Source organism: Sedimenticola thiotaurini, from assembly GCF_001007875.1.
Taxonomy (GTDB): Bacteria; Pseudomonadota; Gammaproteobacteria; order Chromatiales; family Chromatiaceae; genus Sedimenticola; species Sedimenticola thiotaurini.
On sequence record NZ_CP011412.1, the window covers coordinates 1,228,037 to 1,246,246 of the forward strand.

Annotated in this window: 15 protein-coding genes; 10 read left to right on the plus strand and 5 right to left on the minus strand. The window is 56.9% G+C overall.

Annotated elements, in window-relative coordinates; translation table 11 throughout:
- Window positions 1–15: 15 nt before the first annotated feature.
- The 5 genes from AAY24_RS05480 to AAY24_RS05500 all read right to left on the minus strand — a co-directional run bounded on the left by AAY24_RS05480 (window position 16) and on the right by AAY24_RS05500 (window position 8,740).
- On the minus strand, window positions 16–3,114 hold the full coding sequence (locus AAY24_RS05480) for a type I restriction endonuclease subunit R (RefSeq protein ID WP_046858828.1): 3,099 nt from the start codon (window positions 3,112–3,114) through the stop codon (window positions 16–18).
- Window positions 3,115–3,125: 11 nt separating this feature from the next.
- Entirely contained in the window at window positions 3,126–4,052 is a 927-nt protein-coding gene (locus AAY24_RS18425; RefSeq protein WP_052761084.1) for an FRG domain-containing protein, read from the minus strand.
- Window positions 4,049–5,398, minus strand: coding sequence for a restriction endonuclease subunit S (locus AAY24_RS18430; protein WP_052761085.1), 1,350 nt, complete (start codon window positions 5,396–5,398; stop codon window positions 4,049–4,051). The genes AAY24_RS18425 and AAY24_RS18430 overlap by 4 nt, the downstream gene beginning before the upstream one ends.
- On the minus strand, window positions 5,395–6,369 hold the full coding sequence (locus AAY24_RS05495; protein WP_046858829.1) for an Abi family protein: 975 nt from the start codon (window positions 6,367–6,369) through the stop codon (window positions 5,395–5,397). Before AAY24_RS05495 ends, AAY24_RS18430 begins: the two co-directional genes overlap by 4 nt.
- 163 nt (window positions 6,370–6,532) lie before the next feature.
- Window positions 6,533–8,740: a type I restriction-modification system subunit M gene (locus AAY24_RS05500; RefSeq protein ID WP_046858830.1), complete on the minus strand. Its 2,208-nt coding sequence runs from the start codon at window positions 8,738–8,740 to the stop codon at window positions 6,533–6,535.
- Between the two features lie 420 nt (window positions 8,741–9,160).
- Here AAY24_RS05500 and AAY24_RS19125 point away from each other — a divergent pair, with 420 nt between their 5' ends.
- The 10 genes from AAY24_RS19125 (at window position 9,161) to AAY24_RS05555 (ending at window position 18,206) form a co-directional block, all read left to right on the plus strand.
- Window positions 9,161–9,739, plus strand: coding sequence for a hypothetical protein (locus AAY24_RS19125; RefSeq protein ID WP_199930503.1), 579 nt, complete (start codon window positions 9,161–9,163; stop codon window positions 9,737–9,739).
- 167 nt (window positions 9,740–9,906) lie between these two features.
- The gene (locus tag AAY24_RS05510) at window positions 9,907–10,104 is read left to right on the plus strand and encodes a helix-turn-helix transcriptional regulator (protein ID WP_046858832.1); all 198 of its coding nucleotides are present in this window, start codon (window positions 9,907–9,909) and stop codon (window positions 10,102–10,104) included.
- A 196-nt stretch (window positions 10,105–10,300) separates the two neighbouring features.
- The gene (locus tag AAY24_RS05515) at window positions 10,301–11,188 is read left to right on the plus strand and encodes a toprim domain-containing protein (RefSeq protein WP_046858833.1); all 888 of its coding nucleotides are present in this window, start codon (window positions 10,301–10,303) and stop codon (window positions 11,186–11,188) included.
- Window positions 11,185–12,708, plus strand: a complete 1,524-nt coding sequence (locus tag AAY24_RS05520) for a YfjI family protein (RefSeq protein ID WP_046858834.1) — start codon at window positions 11,185–11,187, stop codon at window positions 12,706–12,708. The genes AAY24_RS05515 and AAY24_RS05520 overlap by 4 nt, the downstream gene beginning before the upstream one ends.
- Window positions 12,705–13,322, plus strand: a complete 618-nt coding sequence (locus AAY24_RS05525) for a hypothetical protein (protein ID WP_046858835.1) — start codon at window positions 12,705–12,707, stop codon at window positions 13,320–13,322. Before AAY24_RS05520 ends, AAY24_RS05525 begins: the two co-directional genes overlap by 4 nt.
- A 73-nt stretch (window positions 13,323–13,395) precedes the next feature.
- Window positions 13,396–14,016 carry a hypothetical protein gene (locus AAY24_RS05530; protein ID WP_046858836.1) on the plus strand — a complete coding sequence of 207 codons (621 nt, stop codon included), beginning with the start codon at window positions 13,396–13,398 and terminating at the stop codon, window positions 14,014–14,016.
- A 362-nt stretch (window positions 14,017–14,378) separates the two neighbouring features.
- A complete protein-coding gene (locus AAY24_RS05535) occupies window positions 14,379–14,588 on the plus strand; it encodes a hypothetical protein (RefSeq protein ID WP_046858837.1) in 210 nt (69 codons plus the stop codon).
- Window positions 14,578–15,516, plus strand: a complete 939-nt coding sequence (locus tag AAY24_RS05540) for an ADP-ribosylglycohydrolase family protein (RefSeq protein ID WP_046858838.1) — start codon at window positions 14,578–14,580, stop codon at window positions 15,514–15,516. The genes AAY24_RS05535 and AAY24_RS05540 overlap by 11 nt, the downstream gene beginning before the upstream one ends.
- 43 nt (window positions 15,517–15,559) lie before the next feature.
- Window positions 15,560–15,814 carry a DUF2188 domain-containing protein gene (locus tag AAY24_RS18745; protein WP_063370447.1) on the plus strand — a complete coding sequence of 85 codons (255 nt, stop codon included), beginning with the start codon at window positions 15,560–15,562 and terminating at the stop codon, window positions 15,812–15,814.
- Window positions 15,815–16,727: 913 nt separating this feature from the next.
- Window positions 16,728–18,206 carry a SulP family inorganic anion transporter gene (locus tag AAY24_RS05555; protein WP_046858840.1) on the plus strand — a complete coding sequence of 493 codons (1,479 nt, stop codon included), beginning with the start codon at window positions 16,728–16,730 and terminating at the stop codon, window positions 18,204–18,206.
- Window positions 18,207–18,210 lie beyond the last annotated feature (4 nt).

Here is an 18,210-nt window from a genome sequence, read left to right on the forward strand (position 1 = left end):
GCCTCCATGGAAATTTCACAGTTCCCCCTCGTCCGCCGGAATCGTCTCGTAAATCACTTTCGACAACACCGCGAAAGCCGCATCCTCAAACGTCTTATCATCCATATAACGCGAGACGATCTTGTCGTTCTCGCTCATGCGCTGAATCATCAGGTCTTCAAGCATCTGCCGTAATCCAAGCTGAAACTTGTCAAAGGGATTGGCCTGACGCAGACGCACCACTTCCGGTGTATTAGCCGCCTTCTCTTTTATCTGCTCGAAGAAAAGCCGGTCTTCCTCTGTAAAGTTTGTACCGAAGCGATCGTTAAGCACTTCGATGATCTCCGACAGCGGTGCTTTTTCTTCTTTGGCCTTACGGCTGCCCACATCCGTGGGGCTCTTAACCCCATACTCCTCGCCGTCACCATCTTTCAGATCGATAGCCCCTGAGTAGACCCGTTGCAGGCGGTAGTACTGCAAATTCACCTCGTCGCCCAACTTGACCGTGCTGGTATCGCGCTCAAGTGGCAAATGAGGCAACAGGAACCGACCATAGCTGTAGAGCATTTCCAAGTCCTGATCGCCATAGGGGATGATCTGGCTCAGGAAGCTGTAAACCTTCACATAGCCGCTCAGCTTGTCTCGGAACTCGCCGCGCTGGTCATCATCCTGCATCGCCTTGAAGCGATCCACTGCCGGTTGCAGATGACGCTGTAAATGGGCGTGATCGGCCGGGTTTTGCTTTTTCGGCGCTCTGTAGAAGATACGGGCAAAGGCCTCCACCTCACTCCAGTGATAGACCTGAAACACATCCAGCTCGTGTTTCATCTGTTCCAGCTGGGTTGGATCGGAACTCTCCTGCAAACTGGTCGCGTCGTAGTAAGGCTTGAACGCGGCATAGATGTCCTCGGCCTCGTTGACGAAATCGAGCACAAACGGCGCTTCCTTTCCCGGAATCATGCGATTGAGGCGAGAAAGGGTCTGTACCGCCTGCACGCCATCCAATCGCTTATCGACATACATGGCCATCAAGAGCGGTTGGTCAAAACCGGTCTGGTATTTATTGGCCACCAGCAACACCTGGTAGTCAGGCGAACCAAATCGCTCCGGCAACTGTTTTTCACTGATCGGCTTTCCGCTCACCACATCGGTATTCATACCCGGTTCGGTGTATTCCAACCCACTGTCCGGGTCACGCACGGTGCCACTGAAAGCCACCAGCGGACGGATATCAGCGTAGCCCTTCTCATCGATGTATCGCTGGAAGGCCTCCATATACTTCACCGCTTGCAGGCGCGAACTGGTTACCACCATCGCCTTGGCCCGCCCGCCCAGATGGGTACGTACATGGCTGCGGAAATGTTCGACAATCACCTCTATTTTCTGGGCGATATTGGTGGGGTGCATCACCAGGAACTTGGCCAGTGCCCGCGCCGCCTTCTTCTTCGGCATATCCGGGTCTTCCTCCACCGCCTTAACCAGTTTGAAATAGGTCTTGTAGGTGGTGTAGTTCTGCAACACGTCGAGGATAAAACGCTCCTCGATGGCCTGGCGCATGCTGTAGAGATGGAAAGGTTCGGGCGTACCCTTGGCGCCCACACGACCAAACAGCTCCAGCGTCTTGCCCTTCGGCGTGGCGGTATAGGCAAAAAAGCTCAGGTTCTGCTGACGGCCACGCGAGGCCATGACCTGGTTCAGCCCATCTTCCCAATCGGCCTCCTCATCATCGCCATTGTTGCCGCTATTCGCCCCCAGAATGGCCTTCAACTCCCGCGCCGTCTCCCCGGTCTGTGAGGAGTGCGCCTCATCCACAATCACCGCATAGCGGCGCTTGGCGATCTCCGCCTCCCAGACCCTGGCTTGCGCCTGGGCCGCCTCATCCGGTGCATCGACATCATCGGCGCCAGCAGCGTGCAGCAGGCCACGCAACACAAAGGGAAACTTCTGCAGGGTGGTGACCACAATCCGGGTACCGTCGATCAACGCCTCGGCCAACTGCTTCGAATCCTGGTCAATGGCCTTCACCACGCCCTGGGCGTGTTCGATCTGGTAGATGGCATCCTGTAACTGGCGGTCCAGCACCTGGCGATCGGTAATCACGATCACGCAATCGAACACCTTGTGATCCTGCGCATCGTGCAGGCTGGCCAGCCGGTGCGACAGCCAGGAGATGGAATTGGTCTTGCCGCTACCTGCCGAATGTTGAATCAGGTAGTTCTGCCCCGCTCCCTCATTACGGGCGGCATGGATCAGCTTGCGGGTGGCATCGAGCTGGTGATAGCGCGGGAAGATCATGGTCTCCTTGGTTCGCAACCGGCTACCCCCCTTCCCGTCATCGATCTTCTCATCCTTCTTCTCGATAAAGATGAAATGTCCCAGGATGTCGAGAAAACTCTCCCGCTCTAGCACCTCTTCCCAGAAATAGCCAGTGCGATAGCCAGAAGCATGCTGCGGATTGCCCGCGCCACACTCCACCTCGCCGGGATGGCTGCCGCGATTGAAGGGCAGAAAGAAGGTCTTTCCCCCGGCCAGCCGGGTGGTCATGTGCACCTCATCCGGGTCGGCAGCAAAATGCACCAGCGCCCGCTGCTTGAACTCGAACAGCGGCGCACGGGGATTTCGGTCATTCTTGTACTGCTTGACCGCATGCCGCCAGTTCTGCCCCGTCCAGGGGTTCTTCAGCTCACAGGTCGCCACCGGCAGGCCATTGACGGCAAACACCAGGTCCACCGTGGAGTGATCACCCGGATGGCAAGGCACCTGCCTGGTTACGGTCAGCCGATTGGCCTGGTATTGCGCCAGCACCTCTTCATTCAGCCCGTGGGCGGGTTTGAAATAGGCCAGCTGAAAGGTCTTGCCGTAGAATTTGAAGCCATGGCGCAGCACATGGAGGCTGCCCTTGATGGCCAGCTCCTTGACCAGGGTTGCCAGCAGCATCGGCTCCAGATTATCGGCATGCTGCTCCCGCATGGCCAGCCACAGCTCCTTCTGTGTCTCGGCAATGAAATCGGTGATCACCTGCGGGAACAGTGCCCGTTCCTGGTCCCAGCCGTTCACATTTCCGGCCTGCCAGCCTTTGGCCAGCAGCATCTGCACCACATAGGATTCAAAGGCTTTTTCGGTCGTTTGCTTCATGGTGCTTTTCCTCAGGTCACTCCGTTGATCTCAAACACCCGATACTTGAGCCACTTGGCAATGCCATCCAGATCGGGGAACAGCTGTTTATCGAATACACCGTATTGATCCAGTCGTCGGCGAATATCGTCATGGGCTGTGTGGCTGATCACAATCTCCAGAACGTCTTTTTCTTCCAGTGGCTGCATCGGCTGATGGCACGCCAGCAGCACACCGTCCTGGGCGCGGATGCGTGGTGACACATGCGGCGGATCGTAGATAACGTTACTACTAATATCGAAAGGCGACAGTCCACCTTCCAGGGCAGGTTCCGTCGGTGTGCGCGGCCCGGAATCAGTAGCGGTGTCCAGATCATCATCTGAAACAACCGCCGGCTCATCGTTTTCGTCCAGTCCGAAACCATCGTAGCCATCATCGTCGTTTGAATAAGGTTCGTCGGGCTCTGCTTCCTCCGCACTGTAGTGGCCGTTTTTCTGCTGGCGGCGCAGTTCGCTGAAGCGCGGCGGATCGCTGATCAGCACATAAACGGCACTGTCGCACGGGTTGCCATTCTTATCTTTCTTGGAGTCACGGCAGGCGAAATAGAGTGCCACTAATGGATTCGTGGTCCAGTCCATAAAACGTGTTGGCAGGCCATGATGCTGAGCAATAGCGAGCGCTTCCCAATCGTTGCGCGGCAAATGATTGACATAGGAAATCAGATGGTTGCTGAAGGTCTCCAGCACCTCATTTTCCAACCTGTCACGTTCGGCGAGAGACAGATCGTTCAGGTGGGCATAGCGGCCAATAGAAGGCTTGAGGTCATAGCCCGCGTCCGCCCGTTTGGTTTGACCGCGAAAATAGCGGCGAACCCGCTGGCCATTCTGCTCCACAATACCCAGTTCATCGCGAACTGTAGTCAGGTATTGCTCAAAACTCTTGATGGTGAACTCGTTCATGTTACCGCCTCCCTGACATCAATCTTTCCCGTTACGGCAGCGGTGATCAGGGCAATTCGGTACTCCTGCAGGCGGGCAATGGCTGCCTCAACCTTCTCCACCAGTTTGTCGATTTTGGCGGTTTCGCGGTCGAGGTAGGTGGCGATGGCGGTTTGTTCTTTTTTAGGAGGAAAAGCCACAACCATATTTTCAAGAGTACTTGAAGTTAGTTGATTTATCGTGCTTGTATTAAACAATCCAGACTGGGCTTTGAAAATGTCTGAATTAAAAAATTGATAGAGATAAAGGCCATAATCAGAGCGTACAACCGACATAAATGCTCCGAATGTGTATCCTGAGTGCTCAGCAGTTATGTATGCGCACTTCCCAACTAAATGTGCGCTGCCATTTCTCGAGCAAATCAATATGTCACCCTGTTTTACGCGATCAGAATCTTTAATTTTCTTCTCTACGTAAACATTATCGTTAAAACTAAGTTTCCCGTTTTGAACATTTGAAGCCCTTAGAACCAGAATCCCTTCACTCTCATCCACAACATCATCCGGTGAATATGTGATCCCGATTATTACCTTGGCCACATACTTTACTTTTTTAAGATCCCACCCCTCCGGCACCTGCCCCAGCCATTCAATACCGGAATCCTTAAAGCGGGTATGGGGCTCCAGGCCGAACTCGCGGGCGGCGTCTTGCGGCAGGCCACGGGTGACGATGCGAGAGATGAGCGCGGTGCGCTTCTCCTTGAGCAGCGCGACCAGCCGCCGCTTCTTCGCCACCAGCGTATCGATCCGCCCCGTCTCACGGTCGAGAAAATCGGCGATGGCGGTTTGTTCGGGGAGTGGGGGGGCAGGAACTTGTAAAGCCCCAAACTTCTCGCCGGTGAAATGAGCGATAGTTGAGCGATTGCAGAGTATTTCAAACCAATTCTGACTTGCAGCATGTTCTAAAACAAACATCAGATACCGGAGGTCAGCGTTTCGAGATCTGACACGATGCAAAGCATTCTGGATGATGGTTGCATCTGGAGGGTTGCGCACTATTCCAGCTCGGCCGACGTCACCACCCTCACACACCAACAGGTCACCATCGCAGACGCCGTATTTGTTCCTGTCGGACTGAGAAGCCCACATTGTAGGCGAATCAGTAGTCCTTACAGATTCCCACTGTACATGCTGAGCCTTGAGATATGGTGTTTCTTGGTCGGACAGTGAAGATGCTTCTGGCTGCAACATTTTTCCAAGTTGAATAGCATAGTCAAAACGTGCCGATTTAACGCCCCAATGCCCCGGCACCCGCCCCAGCCACTGGACGCCGCTCTCTTTGTATTCGGGGTAAGCCGGATACCTCATACCGCACCTCCGTTCCTGGCCAAAGCGGCCTGCCAGAAGGCATCCTTGTCCCATTCCGGCGGAAAGCCCATGTGGGGCCGCGATGGGGCCGGATGGCGTTGCAGCAGTTGCGCCAGTCGCTCGGCCCAACGGCTCTCGGGACAGGCGACCTGCATCAGGGTCTCGATCACCACCAGTTGGGCGTAGAGACGGCGGCGCGGGTCGATGCGCTGCTCCGGGTGTTCGCTGCTGCCTGCGGGAATCGCTGGCGGTATCTGCGGCCAGGGGCGCGTTAGCCGCCGGGGCATCTCGGGGCGGCTACCGAACTCCCGGTTCCAGACGCGGGCATGGTGGGCGCAGTGGTTGCGCAGGTCGGAGAGGCTGCGGAACCAGGAGCGCAGCAGGGGGAATTTCCAGCCGAAATGGGCCTCGATACGCTGGGTATCAGCCGGCAGGCGCAGGTTGGCGAACAGGGTGGAGACCTCCTTGAAGCTGAGCAGCTCCACCGCCATCCAGATGGGTGGTTGAGGCGGCGCGGCGGTGTACTTGCTGCGGTAGTGGGCGAGAAAGGTTTCAACCTGGCGGGATTGCGCCTCGCGGTCGAGCTTGTCGATAAGCCAGTGGTGCCGGTAGCGGGTGTCGAACAGGGCCGGGTCGAGGTAGCCGTGGGGGCCGTGGTGTTCGGCCAGGGTGTTGGCGAGCTGGGCGCGCAGCGTCACCTCGATGCGCTCGATGGCATCCAGTAGCAGGAGCCTTAGTTCGCGGTCGAAGATGTAGAGGTCGAGGACTGACTCGAAATCAGTGCCAGGAAGAAAACGGTGTTCATCCAGCCCCGGTTGGTAACAGGCGCGGGTGTAGGCCGAAAGGCGGTAGTAGCCGATATTGGCTAGGTAGTGGCGGGCGCGGCCTTCGTCGGCCATCTCCAGCCCGCGCTGGCGGAGCAGTTTGAGGTGCTGTTCGAGGGTATAGGCGGCCTTGTCGAAGTGGGTCACGGGCGCCCCCCGGACACAAAAAACCCGCCAAAGTGTGCATCGTTGAGAGGCATGGCGGGTGTGTTGTGGTAAAGACTATACGCAATGCGTACCTTTTTCAAGACCGATTGAGGCCGCCCGGCCAGATTGCCCGCATAGGGCCGGCAGAGGTTTTGCTGGTGATTCACGCCGTCACCTCCTTGAGCAATTCCAGAATCTCCCCTTCAAGCCCCTTGATCTCGGCTTCGATCACATCCAGCTCACGCGGCGGCTCGTAACGGTAGAAGTGGCGATTGAGGGGTATCTCGTAGCCCACCTTGGTCTTGCTGTGGTCGATCCAGGCATCGGGCACATGGGGCAGCACCTCGCGCTCGAAGTACTCCTCGATGCTCTCCTTCAGCGGTACGGTCTCGGTATCGCGCAGGCCGGCATCCGGCTCTGGCTCCCCTTTTCTGTCCCGGCAGATTTCGGCGGTTTCGTCACGCTCTCCCAGTGCAGCTAGCACGGCCTTCAGCTCCGGTGCGGAGAGCTTGACGCCCCGCGCCCGGTCGATCTCTCGCAGGGCGATGAGAAACTGTTTACGGTCCTTGAACAGGGTCTCGCCATGCTGTTCGGCAAAGGCCGCCAACAGATCGCGGATGGTCTGTTGCCGTGCCTTACCCACTTCAATCTCCTGCTGGCGAATGGTTTCGTTTTTCTTCTTGCTGCTGGCGATGTTCTTGAAGGCGGTCTGCTCCTCCAGCCGGGCAATGCGTTCTTCAGTTGCCTGGAAGTTCAGGCGCAGTGGGCGCTCGACGGTGATCTTGTGATAACCGAAGTCTTCGTTGTCGAAGAGCTTGCTGACGATCAGGTGTTTTTTCTTTTGTCCGTTTGATTCATCGATCTCTGGTTCCTTCTCACCGATCCCCAATACCTTATTGTCTTTGTCGAACACAACCCATCGGCTTTCTCCATCGTTGAAGTTCTCATAGACGCGGGTGATGTCGGCGATATGGCCGGGGTCGCGGGGGTGGTTTGGGTCATCTGGGTCACCGATACGGCGACGCTTGTTGCCGAGGGATTTCTCCATCTGTACCCAGAAGTTGCGGGCATCGATGAGCTGCATCTTGCCCTTGCGTTCCTTAGCCTTGCGGTTGGTCACCACCCAGATGTAGGTGGCGATGCCGGTGTTGTAGAAAAGCTGCTCCGGCAGGGCGACGATGGCCTCCAGCCAGTCGTTTTCGATGATCCAGCGGCGGATCTCGCTCTCGCCACTGCCCGCGTCACCGGTAAACAGGGGTGAGCCGTTGAAAACGATACCGATGCGGCTACCCTCCTTATCCACGGGCCGCATCTTGGAAATCATGTGTTGCAGGAACAGCAGCGCACCGTCGTTGATGCGCGGCGTACCCGCTCCGAAGCGTCCGGCATAGCCGAGCGTATCGGCCTCCTGTTCGATGTATTTCTTTTGCTGCTTCCACTCCACGCCAAACGGGGGATTGGCCAGCATGTAGTCGAACTGGTCCGGACGGCCTTCCGCATTGCCAGGTCTGAAGCCATCTTTGGTAAAGGTATCGCCCTGGATGATGTTGTCGGCATCCTCGCCCTTGATCAGCATGTCTGCCTTGCAGACCGCCCAGGCCTCGTCGTTCCAGTCCTGGCCGTAGAGAAGTGGCCGAGCCTGGCTATTAAGCTGACGGATGTAGGCTTCCGCCACCGAAAGCATGCCCCCCGTTCCGCAGGCAGGATCATAAATGGTCTTCACCTTGTCGCCTTCGTTGAGATCATCCTCCGGGGCCAACAGCAGATTGACCATCAACTTGATCACCTCGCGGGGGGTGAAGTGCTCCCCGGCCTCTTCGTTCGACTGTTCCGCGCCAATCCGGATCAGTTCTTCGAACACATAGCCCATATGAATATTGGCTTCATCCGGCTGCAGGCCAGGAAAAGACAGATCAACTTTGCAGAACGCCTTCACCACCTCGAACAGGATGTTCTTCTCGCCCATGTGGGCGATCTGCTCGCTGAATTTGAACTTCTCCATGATGGCGCGCACGTTGGGCGAGAAGCCATTGATATAGCTATTCAGGTTGGGCGCGAGGTTGTTGGGATCATCCAGCAGGGAGTGGATACCTTCCGCTGGCAGGGTCAACTGCATCCGCGACAGGTTGTAGAAGCGATGCCCCGTAACCTGCTGCAGACGCGCTTGCTGCACACGCTCTGGCTTGGTCTTTAGCGACTTGAACTCTTCCAGAGCCGCCTGCCGTGTGGGCTCCAGCAGGCATTCAAAGCGGCGCAAAACGGTGAGCGGCAGGATGACCTTGCGGTATTCATTGCGCTTGTAGGGGCCGCGCAGCAGATTGCAGATACCCCAGATAAAGTTGGCCAGTTGGCTGTGGGTTTCGCCGTTCATTCTTTATTTATGTCCTTGTTATTTAATTACTTTTTTCTTCATATATCTGAACACCACTTCGCTCGCAATAGTCCCGGATCATTACCTCGATCATATTGGCAAGACTACGCCGCTCCTTATCAGCCACTGACCGTAGCCCCTCCTTTACTTCCGGGTGCACGCGGACAGTCAAGGTTGTCGATTTAGTTTCAGCCATAAGTAACCTCACAAAAGAGTAGGTTTTCGGATGTACTGCGGATATACTAACTTTATTCTGGAGCATAGGGAATAAAATTACGGTATAAAGTGTTAATTCTTTTAGCCAGCGGTAAAACGTAGCCATCTATTCTGAGGCACAACGAGGCTTTATGGCTGCGTAGTTTGGTTTCATTCAAGAACTGATACACTTGTGATCCCATGCATTTAAAGTTGCCCGAGCGAATGGATAATTTCACAAATAAACAGCCATCCGAAAGCACCAAAACCACCAGCCAGCCGAATAATTCTGAAAAAATTTCACAAAGGAGATTTCCAAGGATTCTAGCCGACCAGGTATCGAGGGCATTACACAATGTACGGGACCTGGACCCAGACTATGCACTAGAAATGTTATTTAACTGGAGAAGAGCTAGAGCAAATTATATCGCTAATGTTGGCGTTACCAGCTTGGTAGATCAACCATCAGATAACGTCATTAAATCTGCACCAATCCCATACCAGCACTTGAACAAAATAGTCGCGCTTGACGAAGCGTTCGAGGCACTTCACAACTATCTTAAAGGCGGTTTCAGCGAATATGCCTCGAAGGGAGTGAATAGCGCGCTCAGTCGTGAACGTTCGTCTAAACCACGAGACGCCTCAAAAAAAGTCTCTTACGAAGAGGTTGCCCGTTACATCTTTCGACGGGGCTATCACTCATCAGATTCTAAAAAATGCATAATGCTCGATGCCTTAGAACGCTTCGATATCAGTGAATCCACCTTCTATAGAGCTGTGAAGGACTTCAAACCAGATTTTTGAGGAAACGTCACAAGATTTTTATTCTATTAACTCAACAAATCACCAACAAAAAAACACTCGAATATACCCCGCTGTAAAACAAACTACTGTCAATTAGCCGTTAATGACAGTTGGGCCCGTTAGTTTCAAGTCCGATGCACTTCAAACTACACCCAAGAGGCCCCGTTATGACTTATTCGATACTACGTCTTCCCAAGGTCAAGGCCCGCACCGGCCTTTCCCGATCAACCATCTATCTACGCATATCGGAAGGCAGCTTCCCCAAGCCCATCTCCCTAGGTAGTCGTGCCGTCGGCTGGATCGAGGCTGAAGTGGATGACTGGGTGAACCAGCAGATTGAAGCTAGCCGCAAGGTTGCGGATTAATTGGGAATCAAGGCAATGACCACAAACAGAAAAGGCCGTGCTGGCTGCAACCAGACGACCCCTAAGAGTTCTAAACACACCTGTCATTCTACCGGCCTTGCCGCCTGCAGCAAAGCAGCAATCGTTACCCTGGCACTGTGGGGCCTGCTCCCAGTAGCGGTGGCGGACTGGCTCATTCACTGGGGAGGGGCGCGTGATGATTGATGCCATCTCCAGCTTTCGTGATGCAATCCGCGCTGCTGGCCTGGAGCCGCCGGATGTAATAAAGCTCGGCAAGTTGCACCGCTTCCCCGGTACGGGTAAACGCTACGGCAACACCGCCGGTTGGTGCAAGCTCTTTGATGATGGCATAGGCGGTTGTTTCGGCGACTGGTCGTCGGGCTTTACCGAGAACTGGCAGGCGAAACGCGACAAGCCCTATTCGCAGGCCGAACGGGCTGCCTTCGCCCGTCGGGTAGAAGAGGCCAAAAAGCAGGCCGAGATACAACGTTGCGTCCAGCAGGCCGATGCCGCAAACCGGGCCGCCGCGATCTGGAATGCGGCAACATCCGCCCCCGGCGACCACCCCTATCTGATCCGCAAGCGCATCCAGCCGCACGGCGCAAGGCTTCACAAGGGCGCGCTGATGCTTTCAATATTGGACTTCAGCGACAAACTGACCAGCCTGCAATTCATCGCCCCCGATGGTGGCAAGCTGTTGCTCGCAGGTGGACGCAAGCAGGGCTGTTTCATCCCCGTGGCGGGAGACATGGAAAATCCCACCCGCGTCATCATCTGCGAGGGCTGGGCCACCGGCTGCACCCTGGCCGAGGATGAACCTGCCGCCCTGGTGCTGGCTGCTATCGATGCTGGAAATTTGGCACCGGTGGCCGTCGCTGCCCGCTGCCGTTGGCCATCCGCCGAGTTGGTGATTGCGGGTGACGATGACCGGCTGACCGCTGGCAATCCCGGAGCCACCAAGGCAAAGTTCGCCGCCATCGCATCGGGGGCGCTCCTGGCGCTGCCCCAGTGGCCGAAGGGTGCTCCGGAGCAGTTGACTGACTTCAACGACCTGGCCGTATGGCTAGCAGGAGGTGAAGTATGAATGCCGATCTGCTGAAGTCCGCCGCGCCACCGCCAGAGGATTGGCCGGAGCTGGTGTCCTTAGATGCGCCCAACCTGCCGCATCTCGATCTCGTACACCTGCCCAGCTGGGCTGGAGACTATGCCCGCGCCATCGCTGCCACTACTGAGACCCCACCGGAGCTGGCCGCCGGGATGATCCTGATCGCCTGCGCTACCGCTGCTGCTCGTCGTCTGCGGGTCGCGGTGACGCCTGGCTACTTCGAACATTGTAACCTGTGGGTAGTAGCTGCCCTGCCCCCTGGCAACCGAAAGAGTGCAGTGCAGGCCGCCGCCACCGCGCCACTCGTGGCCTGGGAGCGTGATCAAGCCACGATCATAGAGCCGGAGATCAAACGCATCTCCAGCGAGCGCAAGACCTTGGAGGCTCGCGCCAAGGAGAAGCGCAGCAAGGCCGCCAAGGAGAAGAACAACAGTAAGGCGGAAGAGCTGGCGCGGGAGGCCGCCGACATTGAGGCCGAACTACCTGAGGTTCCCATGCAACCGCAGATATGGACTTCAGATGCCACCCCGGAGCGTCTGGGGGCAATGCTGGCCGAACAGGGCGAGTGCATGGCCTGGCTGTCGTCCGAGGGCGGCGTTTTTGACCTGCTGCAAGGCCGCTACTCCAATGGCATCCCTAATCTGGACTTGGTACTGAAGGCCCATAGCGGCGATGCTGAACGAGTGGACCGGGGCAGCCGCCCACCGGTCTTCCTTCAAAGCCCACGACTGAGTATCGGTCTGAGCCCCCAACCGGATGTTTTGCGGGGCCTGGCCACCAAGCCGGGATTCCGGGGCCGGGTGCTGCTGGGGCGGTTTCTCTATCTGCTGCCACCGTCTCCACTGGGATACCGAGCGTTGCAATCCCATCCCGTACCAGAAGGCGTGCGGGACGCCTACACCACCGGACTCCGCGCCATGCTGGACTGGGAACTCGCCACCGATGAACACGGCGACAAATATCCCCACTTGCTGCGTCTGAGCAATGACGCCTACGCAGAGTGGTTCAACTTTGCCCAGGCTATCGAGGTACAGATGCAACCGGGTCGGGAGCTGGAGCACTTCACCGACTGGGCGGACAAGGCGCCGGGCGCGGCAGCACGCCTGGCCGGGGTGCTACACGGCATCAAGCACGCCCATGGTGCGCCATGGGAGGCAGACATCACCGCCGATACCATGACCGCTGCCCTGGAGATCATGGCCGTCATCACCCGCCACAGCCTGGCGGCACTGAACATGATGGGGGCCGATCCCACCATTGCCGCCGCCCGGCTGGTGTGGAGCTGGATCGAGCGGGGCCGACTGGACCGATTCACCGTGCGCCAAGCCTTCAACGCCCTGCGCGGTACCTTCCCACGCGTCGCCATGTTGCGCGATGCCTTGGAGGCGTTGGGAGAACGGGGCTATCTGGAGGTAATTGAACCGCCCCGTGACGGACCCGGCCGTCCTCCTTCGCCCATGGTGCGGGTGCGACCGGAGATAGCGAGGGGTTGGCAATGAGCTGGCGCGAAATCCTCGGGGTAACTTCTTCGACCGAAGCACCCTATACGCACAATTCGCAGAATGCGCAAAAAACCGCTGAACTGGGGAATTGTGCGGATATTGCGAATTCTGCGTATAGGAATTCAGAACAGCAAAGCTCCAAGCTGCTGGAGTCCCTGTCCGATGCTTGCCGGGGACTCGACATCACACCCACTGAGGTGAAGGAAGCACTGGCACCGGAAGACATCGAGGACTGGCACGCCGGTACAATCAGCGTCGAAACCATGGCCACCTTCGCCCACTCACTGGTGCAACGCAGGGAGATGAAGCAGGGCAAACGCCCCGACCACTACACCGAGCAAGCCAACTGCCAGCACTGCGGCCCGATCTGGTCATGGTTCTCCGGCGAAGTACTGGGCTGCCCCTGGTGCTGGAACCGTACGGCCGACAAGCCGATACCGCGTCCCTGCTCCGTCCGCTGCAGCGATTGCATCCACTTCGAGCGGATCGACCATCCGCACCTTGGCCACTGCGCCAAAGGAGAGCCGGAAGCTATCTCCGGATTGTGGGACACGGACCGGCACTATTGCGAACGTTTTTTACCAAGTCCACAGCAGGCCAACAACAACTAACCACGGCCCGCAAGGGCCGAAACAAAAAGGTGGATTTCCCAAATGATTTCGGTAAAAAATTCTGGAGGTGAACATGGGCGGTATGGGTAGCGGACGGCGCTGGTACACTGAGCAAAAAGCCACAATTGAGGATTATCGATGGCTGGATGTTCGATATTTAAAGCGGCATGATCTGCTACTCCCCGGGCGATCGTGCACTATAAATTGGAGCCGAAATGGAATAGTAAATGGCACAATCAAATTATCTGCTGAGCCAGACCGCGTTATTCTGGATTATCGATATTGCCGAGAGAATGAAAAATGGATATCAATGCACTATCCAATCGGCTTAACTTGGACCAAGTGCAATATAGGTGGGAAACGCCCTTGGTTTTTATGCCCTGCACAAGGCTGCAACCGCCGTGCCGCTATTCTCTATCTTGGCTCCAACATTTTTGCATGTCGTCACTGCTATAATCTTTCATACACCAGCCAGGGGGAAACCTGGGATGAGCGTGCAGCACGGCGGGCGGATCGAATCCGCGACAAGCTGGGGTGGGAGCCGGGTTTCCTCAACGGTAACGGTTGGAAGCCCAAGGGGATGCACTGGAACACTTTCGAGCGGCTGACCACCCAGCACGATGCCTTCGTGCAGCTTTCATTGGCTGGGATAGCGGAACGGCTGAACCTGCTGGGGGAATCGCTAGATGATTAGATGTAAGATGGCTTAAACAACCAGCGGCGACCTATTGGACACGGGGGCAACATTGGGGGCAACTGCGCATGAATAAAAAGAGATTACCCTTAACTAACGGTTGGTTACAAATACTTTTCGGTAGTCCCCGCCACCACAAGGGTCGCTAACCAGCGACCCTTTTTTCTTGCCTGTAATTAAAGCTCCACTACTATGAACCGTCCCGCCTCCACATTCAGGATGGATGGGATTGGTCATGGCCACCCTCGTTCGTCTACCCAAACGCTATTCAAAGGCAAGTTGCATCGGGGTTATCAAGTGTTATATTGCCGGCCACTATCCATGCGTTACATTCGCCACGTGGTTTCCGACATTATTACCAGATGAAAGACGAACCCGCCCTTGGATATCGACCTGTAGCGTTGGTCGCCGAGCAAGAACAGTTCCAGCTACTCACCATGGGCGATAGGGTGAACAAGACCATTGTGATCCAGAACCTTGAAATTCGATTTGCCGCCGTTGCCCCGGCAGCAACAGTAAAGGAAGTCCGGGAACAACGCTTACAGGTTCCTGGGGTGACCTATGCGGCTTAAGCGCGCCCAGGGCTGTCTTCTGGGTCAACTTGCCGGAGATGCGCTCGGCAGCCTGGTGGAGTTCCAGACACCGGAGGAGATTAAACATCGTTATCCGAAAGGTGTTCGGGAACTGGCCGATGGTGGCACCTGGAATACCCTTGCCGGTCAGCCGACCGATGATTCGGAAATGGCGCTGCTGTTGGCCCGGATGCTGACAGAGCGTGGAACCTATGACCCTGATGCTGCGCTTCAGGCCTACCAATTCTGGCTCGACTCCAATCCCTTTGACTGCGGCCTGACCATCTCCGATGGTCTTCGGGGGTGTCCAAACGTAGATAGCGAGGCCAATGGAGCCATGATGCGGATCAGCCCCCTCGGCATCTTGGGAGCCAACCACCCGCTGGAGAAAGTCAGTGACTGGGCCATGCAGGACGCCGGGCTGACGCACCCCAATCTGGTCTGTCTGCAGGCAAACGCTCTTTTCGCCATGGCGATTGCGCATGCCATTACATCCGGCTGTGAGGCTGACACGCTCTACCAAAATATCAATCAGTGGGCTGCCGACCTGGCCGTTGACCCGATCCTGATGCACGCCATTACTAAAGCTGCCGCCGCACCTCCCGCCGACTACGTCCAGCAACAGGGCTGGGTATTGACCGCGTTTCGCAACGCCCTGTGGCAACTGCTTAATGCCCCGAGCTTTGAAGCGGGCGTCGTCGATACGGTGATGCGGGGTGGTGACACCGATACCAATGCGGCCATTTGCGGTGCGCTTTTGGGCGCGGTGTACGGCCTGGACGCCATACCCGCCCAATGGGTCGACCAGGTTCTGAACTGCCGCCCAAAAGCCGGACATCCCGGCGTCCATCGACCACGCCCCGAGTGTTTCTGGCCGGTGGATGCGTTGGAACTGGCGACGCAACTGATTTCAACAGGAACCCAGTAGACCGGCGGCAATGACGCCAAACAAACCAGGATCACCACGTCTTGTGCCCCACGCCGCGAACGGCTGGGACGTCAACAAAGGCGGTGCGGCCCACAGCAACCGCCACTTCGATAAGAAACGGGATGCGGTCGATGCCGGGGTCAAGATCAGCCTGAACCAAGGCACCCAGCTCTACAACGGCAAGGACGGGAAGAATCCTGATCCCCGAAGGGATGATGCCCGGGTTCAATTTGAGCACCGTTTCGGAGACAACCGACCTCCGGTGCCGGAAAATCTAGGGAAAAAATCATTTCTCTGATCGGGTTGGAGCACCCTCCACATATCACAAGGGTCGCTAACCAGCGACCCTTTTCCCTTCCTGCCCAGAATCACCATACCCGATTAAGTCACCTGATACGGTACCCAACAGCTACAGATCGGTCCGGCAGTAAGACGGCTCCCCCGGCTTGATCATCAGCGGAGCCGTTAAGGGTGCGCCGTTGGTCTGGCAGACATTGACGTCCACTCGGAAACCGGCGGGATGGATTACGCCACCGGGACGCATACCTTTGCAGGTAAAGCCGGTCGCGCAATCGGGCCAACGGCCGGCGCTTGGATTGTAGTGTTCTATGGGTGAGTTACAGCAGCATCCCGCGCCGCTGCAGTTGGGGATGGTTGCTGTGGTGCTGGTTGGCGTTGTATGGAAGCAGCCAGTCAGGGTGGTGAGCATGAAAACGGCCAAGCCCCACCCCGCCATGGATCTACCCGAAACTGCGTATCCTGCACTATCAGTTGCTGCACACATTTTCTGACCTCCCTGGGAGTGATGCCCGCCGACCCGGCCAGCCCGGTTTTTGCCCTGTATCCACCCGAAGTTGGCCTGTAAACGGCGGGTTACAGGTAACTATAGCGTCTGATGGAGCTTGCCGATCTGGCCGCCACACCCTCAACTGTGGTAGCATCGCGCCCGTTTTACAGTTAAACAAAGCAGTCTGCAGGATCAAAAATCGGTTCACGAACGCGGGATCACGCTAAGATCATCACCACCCATGGGTGGTGTGCTCACCCACTCCCTCTCCAGTTGATTTAAAAACCAGCCGATACTCCAGCGCCCCATGATGCCCATGGGCTGGCGCTGCCTGCACCCCGTAATTTGGCCATAGCGTCAGACCAGGCGGCCTGTCAGAACGCCGCCAAAGGGATTCATTGACACAGGATTTTGGAAGTTGTTTATGGTTGTGACATTCAGAAATAGCTGGCTCAGTAACATCCGCGGTGACCTGTTGGCGGGTCTGGTGGTAGCGCTGGCCCTGATTCCCGAGGCGATCGCCTTCTCCATCATTGCTGGGGTCGATCCTAAAGTGGGCCTCTACGCCTCGTTCTGTATCGCGGTGGTGACCGCCTTTGTGGGCGGACGACCCGGCATGATCTCCGCCGCCACCGGTGCCATGGCGCTGGTGATGGTCACCCTGGTGCGGGAGCATGGTCTGGAGTACCTGCTGGCAGCAACCCTGCTCACCGGCCTGCTGCAGATCCTCGCCGGTTATCTCCGGCTGGGCTCCCTGATGCGCTTTGTCTCCCGCTCGGTGGTGACCGGTTTCGTCAACGCCCTGGCGATCCTGATCTTCATCGCCCAGTTGCCGGAGTTGACCAACGTCACCTGGCATGTCTACGCCATGACCGCCGGCGGGCTTGGCATCATCTATCTGTTCCCCTACCTCACCCGTGCCATCCCCTCACCCCTGGTGACCATTGTGGTGCTGACCGCCGTGGCTATTGGCCTGGATCTGGATATTCGCACCGTGGGAGACATGGGCCAGTTACCGGATACCCTGCCGGTTTTTCTCTGGCCGGACGTGCCACTGACCCTGGAAACCCTGACCATTATCCTTCCCTATTCCGCCTCGCTGGCGGTAGTGGGACTGCTGGAGTCCCTGATGACCGCCACCATCATTGACGACCTGACCGATACCGGCAGCAACAAAAACCGCGAGTGTAAAGGCCAGGGTGTGGCCAATATCACCTCCGGCCTGTTGGGCGGCATGGCCGGTTGCGCCATGATCGGCCAGTCGGTGATCAATGTAAGATCGGGTGGCCGCACCCGGCTGTCCACCTTGACCGCCGGCGTGGCGCTGTTGCTGCTGGTGGTATTCCTGGGGGACTGGGTGGCACACATCCCGATGGCAGCACTGGTGGCGGTGATGATCATGGTCTCCATCGGCACCTTCAGCTGGGACTCTCTGCGCAATCTGAAGAAACACCCGCTCAGCACCAATATTGTCATGACCACCACGGTACTGGTGGTGGTGCTCACCCATAACCTCGCCTATGGCGTGTTTGTCGGGGTACTGCTGGCGGCTATGTTCTTCGCCAACAAAGTGGCCCAGTTCAAGCATGTACGGTCACAACTGAGCGAGGATGGTACGCTGCGTACTTACCAGGTAGTGGGCCAGGTGTTCTTCGCCTCGGCGGAAAAGTTTGTCGAGTTCTTTGACTTCAAGGAAGTGGTGGATAAAGTAGTCATCGACCTGCACCAGGCGCACTTCTGGGACATCACTGCGGTCGCGGCACTGGACAAGGTAGTGCTCAAGTTCCGCCGCGAAGGGACCGAGGTGGAGCTGACCGGACTCAATGAAGCGAGTGCCACCGTGGTTGACCGATTCGCCGTGCACGACGATCCGACCGCCGTTGAAAAGCTGATGAACCATTGATCAA

What these genes read in the sequence shown, in the direction of transcription:
- AAY24_RS05480 (WP_046858828.1), bottom strand. Translation starts at nt 3,114, where the DNA reads ATGAAGCAAACGACCGAAAAAGCCTTTGAATCCTATGTGGTGCAGATG.
- AAY24_RS18425 (WP_052761084.1), bottom strand. Translation starts at nt 4,052, where the DNA reads ATGAACGAGTTCACCATCAAGAGTTTTGAGCAATACCTGACTACAGTT.
- AAY24_RS18430 (WP_052761085.1), bottom strand. Translation starts at nt 5,398, where the DNA reads ATGAGGTATCCGGCTTACCCCGAATACAAAGAGAGCGGCGTCCAGTGG.
- AAY24_RS05500 (WP_046858830.1), bottom strand. Translation starts at nt 8,740, where the DNA reads ATGAACGGCGAAACCCACAGCCAACTGGCCAACTTTATCTGGGGTATC.
- AAY24_RS19125 (WP_199930503.1), top strand. Translation starts at nt 9,161, where the DNA reads ATGGATAATTTCACAAATAAACAGCCATCCGAAAGCACCAAAACCACC.
- AAY24_RS05510 (WP_046858832.1), top strand. Translation starts at nt 9,907, where the DNA reads ATGACTTATTCGATACTACGTCTTCCCAAGGTCAAGGCCCGCACCGGC.
- AAY24_RS05515 (WP_046858833.1), top strand. Translation starts at nt 10,301, where the DNA reads ATGATTGATGCCATCTCCAGCTTTCGTGATGCAATCCGCGCTGCTGGC.
- AAY24_RS05520 (WP_046858834.1), top strand. Translation starts at nt 11,185, where the DNA reads ATGAATGCCGATCTGCTGAAGTCCGCCGCGCCACCGCCAGAGGATTGG.
- AAY24_RS05525 (WP_046858835.1), top strand. Translation starts at nt 12,705, where the DNA reads ATGAGCTGGCGCGAAATCCTCGGGGTAACTTCTTCGACCGAAGCACCC.
- AAY24_RS05530 (WP_046858836.1), top strand. Translation starts at nt 13,396, where the DNA reads ATGGGCGGTATGGGTAGCGGACGGCGCTGGTACACTGAGCAAAAAGCC.
- AAY24_RS05535 (WP_046858837.1), top strand. Translation starts at nt 14,379, where the DNA reads ATGAAAGACGAACCCGCCCTTGGATATCGACCTGTAGCGTTGGTCGCC.
- AAY24_RS05540 (WP_046858838.1), top strand. Translation starts at nt 14,578, where the DNA reads ATGCGGCTTAAGCGCGCCCAGGGCTGTCTTCTGGGTCAACTTGCCGGA.
- AAY24_RS05555 (WP_046858840.1), top strand. Translation starts at nt 16,728, where the DNA reads ATGGTTGTGACATTCAGAAATAGCTGGCTCAGTAACATCCGCGGTGAC.